This is a genomic window from Bradyrhizobium sp. (genome assembly GCF_028868675.1).
GTDB lineage: Bacteria > Pseudomonadota > Alphaproteobacteria > Rhizobiales > Xanthobacteraceae > Bradyrhizobium.
Map to the genome: position 1 here is coordinate 1 of NZ_JAGWUA010000254.1, position 5,685 is coordinate 5,685.

The following is a 5,685-nucleotide window of genomic DNA, read 5'->3' on the forward strand; positions in this document are numbered from 1 at the left end:
CTTCGCTCCTAGGAAGAAAGTGGGTGGGTACCGGTCTAAACTCAGTCAGAGTGGCTCACCCATTTTCATCTAAGGCGGGTCGGCCCCTCGGGCCGGTCGGAACTCGCAATGACGATCAAGTGAGCAGGTTGGTTCCAAATGGCTGCTAAGAACATAACCGTCTCCGAAACGCCGCTCGTGCTCTACGCGCTGCGGCGCGCCGACGACGCGCTGATCCTCGGCCACCGGCTGTCGGAATGGTGCGGGCATGCGCCGATCCTGGAAGAGGACATGGCGCTGTCCAACATCGCGCTCGACCTCATCGGTCAGGCACGCGAGCTCTACGGCCACACGGCCAGGGTCGAGGACCGCGACAACGACGAGGACAAGCTCGCTTACCTGCGCGACGTGCGGCAGTACCGCAACCTGCTGCTGGTCGAGCAGCCCAATGGCGACTTTGCCCAGACCATGGTGCGGCAGCTGTTCTATTCGACCTTCGCCGATCTCTATTGGCGCGCGATGATGGCTTCGCGCGACGCGACGTTCGCCGCCATCGCCGCCAAGTCCGAGAAGGAGAGCGCCTATCACTTGCGGCACACCGCCGAATGGATCATCCGGCTCGGCGACGGCACCGAGGAAAGCCACGCCCGCGCGCAAGCCGCGATCGACCATCTCTGGGCATTCACCGGCGAGATGTTCTCCGTCGATGACGGCGAGCGCGGCCTGATCGATGCCGGCATCGCGGTCGATCCGGCCAGCTTGCGCGACCGCTGGCTGAAGACCGTGACCGAAATCGTCACCGAGGCCACGCTGGCGCTGCCCCAAAACGGCTGGATGCAGCAGGGCGGCCGCTCCGGCCGGCACAGCGAGCATCTCGGCCATCTCCTCAGCGAGCTGCAGCACATGCAGCGCTCGTTCCCGGGTCTCACATGGTGACCGTGCTGGACAGCGATAGCGAGCTGAAGCGGCGCGCCTGGGATGCAGCGGCGAGCGTGGTCGATCCGGAAATCCCGGTGCTGACGATCGCCGATCTCGGCGTGCTGCGCGAGGTCTCGCTCGTGGGCGACCAGGTCGAGGTCGCGATCACGCCGACCTATTCGGGGTGCCCGGCGATGAACATGATCGCGCTCGAGATCGAGCTTGCGCTGGAGCGCGCCGGCTTTCGGCGCCCAAGAGTCCGGACCGTGCTGTCGCCGGCCTGGACCACCGACTGGATGAGCGAGGAGGGCCGTCGCAAGCTGCGCGACTACGGCATCGCCCCGCCGGAGGCGTCAGGCTCGCGCCGCGCGCTGTTTGGCGAGCAGAAGGTGGTGTGCCCGCAATGCGGCTCGGACAATACCGAGTTGTTGTCCGAATTCGGCTCGACCTCCTGCAAGGCGCTGTGGCGCTGCAAGGCCTGCCGCGAACCGTTCGACTACTTCAAGTGTCATTGAATTGAACACGATGCCAACCTCACCGTCATTGCGAGGAGCGAAGCGACGAAGCAATCCAGAGTGCCGCCAAGGAGGGACTCTGGATTGCTTCGCTTCGCTCGCAATGACGGCGGTGGATCGAGTCTAGGATTCACGATGTCCGCAGCAGCCCCACGCTTTCACCGTCTCGCCGTCAGCGACCTGCGCCGCGAAGCGTCCGATGCCGTGTCGATGACCTTCGCCATTCCGCAGGCGCTCGAAGGCGACTACCGCTTCACGCCCGGCCAGTACCTGACGCTGCGCACCATGCTCGATGGCGAGGAGGTGCGGCGCTCCTATTCGATCTGCTCCGGTCCCGATGACGGCGAGATTCGCATCGCCGTGAAGAAGGTCGATGGCGGCGCGTTCTCGAACTGGGCGGCGAACGAGCTCAAATGCGGCGACGAGCTCGACGTGATGACGCCGACCGGGCGCTTCGGCGTCATTCCTCCGGCCGACGGCGGACGCGTTCACGTCGGCTTCGCCGCGGGTTCCGGCATCACGCCGATCATCTCGATCGTCAAGGGCGTGCTGGCGCGCGAGCCCGATAGCCGCTTCTTCCTGTTCTACGGCAACCGGTCGACTGCGAGCATCATGTTCCTGGAAGCGATCGAGGAGCTGAAGGACCGTTTCATCGACCGGCTGTCGATCTTCCACGTCATCTCCGGCGAGGAGCAGGACATTCCGATCTTGTACGGCCGGCTCGACGGCGAGAAGGTGAGCGTGTTGCTGCGCTCGCTGGTGCCGGCCGCGAGCGTCGATCATGTCTTCATCTGCGGTCCATCCGGCATGAGCGAGGAGATCGAGGCGACCTGCCGCGCGCTCGGCATCGCGGAAGACCGCATCCATGTCGAGCGCTTCGTGTCCGAGTTCGGCGGCAAGCCGCGGCCGAAGAAGGCGGTCGCAGCCGATGCGCCGCCAAAGGCGATCGCGTCGCTGATCATCGACGGCAAGCGCCGCGAGGTTCCGGTCGCCGAGGACGAGGCCATTCTGGACGCCGCGCTGCGCGCCGGCGTCGACCTGCCGTTCGCCTGCAAGGGCGGCATGTGCTCGACCTGCCGGGCCAAGCTGGTCGAGGGCGAGGCGGCGATGGACATCAACTATTCGCTGGAGCCCTGGGAGCTGAAGGCCGGCTTCATTCTGACCTGTCAGGCAAAACCGTGCTCCGACCGGGTCGTGGTCGACTATGACCACGTCTGAGCGGGCGGCTCAGACCCGGATAATGCAAATGCGTCGCATTATTTGACACCTCCGGCCAATCGGCAGAACATCGCGGCAAAAATCAACGCTGGGAGAAGCGAGTGAACGTCAAGGCAAACCTGTCGCCGAAGGACATCGCCCGAGCCTGCGCGGATGCGATGTGGGCCGAGGACGATGCCAGCAAGGGCCTCGGCATGGAGATCGTCGACATCGGCCCCGGCCACGCGACGATGGCGATGACGGTGCGGCCCGACATGGTCAACGGCCAGCGCGTCTGCCATGGCGGCATCATCTTCACGCTCGCCGATTCCGCCTTTGCGTTCGCCTGCAATTCGTACAACGAACGCGTCGTCGCGGCGCAGGGCCAGATCACCTTCATCAAGCCGGGCCGGCTGGGCGACCGCCTCGTCGCCACCGCGCGGGAGATCAGCCGCGGCCGCCGGTCCGGCATCTATGACGTGCGCGTCAGCGTCGGCGGCATCGTGATCGCCGAGTTCCGCGGACATTCGCGCGTCGTTCCCGGCACGTGGCTGCCGGCCGTGGGTCAAGACAAGCAATAACGACAAGAACGAGCGACGATGTGGGGAAACGCAGATGGCTTTGACGAAGCTCAGGGCAGGCGGTAGCGGCTACCGCGCCGAGATGGACGCGCATGAGCGCGCCTCGCGCGACGAGATCATGGCGCTGCAGACGCGGCGTCTCGCCTGGTCGCTCAAGCACGCCTACGACAATGTCGCGCACTATCGAAAGGCCTTCGACGCGGCCGGGGTGCATCCGTCCGACTTCCGGGAGCTCGCCGATCTGGCGAAGTTTCCGTTCACGGCGAAGACGGATTTGCGCGACAACTACCCCTTCAACATGTTCGCTGTCGCCCGCGAAAAGCTGGTGCGCGTGCACGCCTCCTCGGGCACGACGGGAAAGCCGATCGTGGTCGGCTACACCCAACGCGATATCGACACCTGGTCCGACGTGATGGCGCGCTCGATCCGCGCCGCCGGCGGCCGCACCGGCATGATCATCCACAATGCCTATGGCTACGGCCTGTTCACCGGCGGGCTCGGCGTGCACTACGGCGCCGAAAGGCTCGGCTGCACGGTGGTGCCGATCTCCGGCGGCATGACCGAGCGCCAGGTGCAGCTCATCAACGACTTCCGTCCCGACATCATCACGGTGACGCCGAGCTACATGCTCGCGATCCTCGACGAGTTCCGCCGGCAGAAGCTGGACCCGCGCCAGTGCTCGCTCAAGATCGGCATCTTCGGCGCCGAGCCCTGGACCAACGCGATGCGCGCCGAGATCGAGGACGCCTTCGACATGGACGCGACCGACATCTATGGCCTGTCCGAAGTCATCGGCCCCGGCGTTGCACAGGAATGCATCGAGACCAAGGACGGCCTGCACATCTGGGAGGATCATTTCTACCCCGAGGTGATCGACCCCGAGACTGGCCACGTGCTGCCCGACGGCGAAAAGGGCGAACTGGTCTTCACCTCGCTCACCAAGGAAGCCTTTCCGGTGATCCGCTATCGCACCCGCGACCTGACCCGGCTCTTGCCGGGCACGGCGCGGCCGGGCATGCGGCGGATGGAGAAGGTCACCGGCCGCTCCGACGACATGATCATCCTGCGCGGAGTCAATCTGTTCCCGACCCAGATCGAGGAGGTGCTGCTCGCGACCGACTGGTGCGGCGGCCATTTCATCCTCGAGCTGACTCGCGAGGGCCGCATGGATGAGTTGACGATCATCGCGGAGGCGCGTCCCGAGAGCTGGGACGGCCGCGGCCTGGTCGACCATGCTGACCGCATCACCACCCACATCAAGAACACGATCGGCATCACGGCCAAGGTGCAGGCGGTAGCTCCCGCGACGCTGGAGCGCTCGCTCGGCAAGGCCAGGCGGCTCTACGACAAGCGGCCGAAGGATTAGTCTCTCCCCTCATGGTGAGGAGGCGCTCACGCGAAGATCCTAGCCCGGATGGAGCGGAGCGAAATCCGGGACCGGTCTTGCTCCGACGCGCACTTGCCCCGGATTGCGCTGCGCTCCATCCGGGCTACTGCCGCGAGTCCGCGCCAATTGACTCGACCGCCTCCAAAGGCGACAAGGCCCGCGAGAAATTGCGGGTCTCCTGATGTCAGCTTCCCCGTCCAAGTCCGTCGAGGCGCGATGCGTGCGCCTCAATGCCAAGGCCGAGAACGCGGCGGCGATCGCGCCGGTCGTCGAGCGCCACACGCTGGCCCGAGGTCCCAACGACGTCCTGATCGAGGTGAGGGCCGCAGCCGTCAACCCGTCGGATGTCAAGGCTGCGACCGGGCTGATGCCTTATGCCGTGTTTCCGCGCACGCCGGGCCGCGACTATGCCGGCGTGGTGATCGACGGCCCTGCCGGCGCGATCGGCCGCGAGGTATTCGGCTCGTCCGGCGATCTCGGCATCCGCCGCGACGGCACCCATGCGAGCCATCTCGTGGTCGACGCGGATGCGCTGGTCGAAAAGCCCAAAGCCCTGTCCTGGGAGGAGGCGGCCGGCATCGGCGTGCCCTTCGTCACCGCGATGGAAGGCTTTCGCCGCGCCGGTCTGCCGAAGGCGGGCGAGACCGTGCTGGTGATGGGCGTCAACGGCAAGGTCGGCCAGGCCGCGGTGCAGATCGCGACCTGGCAGGGCGCGCGCGCGATCGGCGTGGTGCGCAAGGCGGAAGCCTATGCGGGCCACAGCAATGTGCCGGTCGAGGTGATCGATGCGTCCGCCGCCGATGTCGCGACGCGGGTGCGCGAGCTGACCGGCGGCAAGGGCGCCGACATCGTGTTCAACACGGTGGGCGATCCCTATTTCCAGGCGGCGCACGAGTCGCTCGCGCGTCGCGGCCGGCAGATCCTGATCGCGGCGATCGATCGCATCGTGCAGTTCGACATCCTCGAATTCTATCGCGGCCAGCACACCTATGTCGGCATCGACACGCTCGGCCTGTCGTCGACGGCGACCGGCGCCGTGCTACGCGATCTCGGCCCCGGCTTCGCCGGCGGCCACCTCAAGCCGTTTCCGATCAGGACGAGCGCGATC

Annotated in this window: 6 protein-coding genes; all 6 read left to right on the plus strand. The window is 66.2% G+C overall.

From position 1 onward, the window contains the following. Positions 1-138: 138 nt before the first annotated feature. Positions 139-915 carry a 1,2-phenylacetyl-CoA epoxidase subunit PaaC gene (paaC, locus tag KGM94_RS22825; RefSeq protein ID WP_300264362.1) on the plus strand — a complete coding sequence of 259 codons (777 nt, stop codon included), beginning with the start codon at positions 139-141 and terminating at the stop codon, positions 913-915. Beyond that, the gene (gene paaD / locus KGM94_RS22830) at positions 909-1,412 is read left to right on the plus strand and encodes a 1,2-phenylacetyl-CoA epoxidase subunit PaaD (protein ID WP_300264365.1); all 504 of its coding nucleotides are present in this window, start codon (positions 909-911) and stop codon (positions 1,410-1,412) included. Before paaC ends, paaD begins: the two co-directional genes overlap by 7 nt. 135 nt (positions 1,413-1,547) lie before the next feature. Then, positions 1,548-2,630, plus strand: a complete 1,083-nt coding sequence (gene paaE / locus KGM94_RS22835) for a 1,2-phenylacetyl-CoA epoxidase subunit PaaE (RefSeq protein ID WP_300264367.1) — start codon at positions 1,548-1,550, stop codon at positions 2,628-2,630. 101 nt (positions 2,631-2,731) lie between these two features. After that, entirely contained in the window at positions 2,732-3,190 is a 459-nt protein-coding gene (gene paaI, locus KGM94_RS22840; RefSeq protein WP_300264368.1) for a hydroxyphenylacetyl-CoA thioesterase PaaI, read from the plus strand. Positions 3,191-3,224: 34 nt separating this feature from the next. Further along, positions 3,225-4,556: a phenylacetate--CoA ligase PaaK gene (paaK, locus tag KGM94_RS22845; RefSeq protein ID WP_300264369.1), complete on the plus strand. Its 1,332-nt coding sequence runs from the start codon at positions 3,225-3,227 to the stop codon at positions 4,554-4,556. Positions 4,557-4,758: 202 nt separating this feature from the next. Continuing rightward, positions 4,759-5,685 (plus strand): zinc-binding alcohol dehydrogenase family protein (locus KGM94_RS22850; protein ID WP_300264370.1); only part of this gene is annotated, 927 nt, incomplete at its 3' end.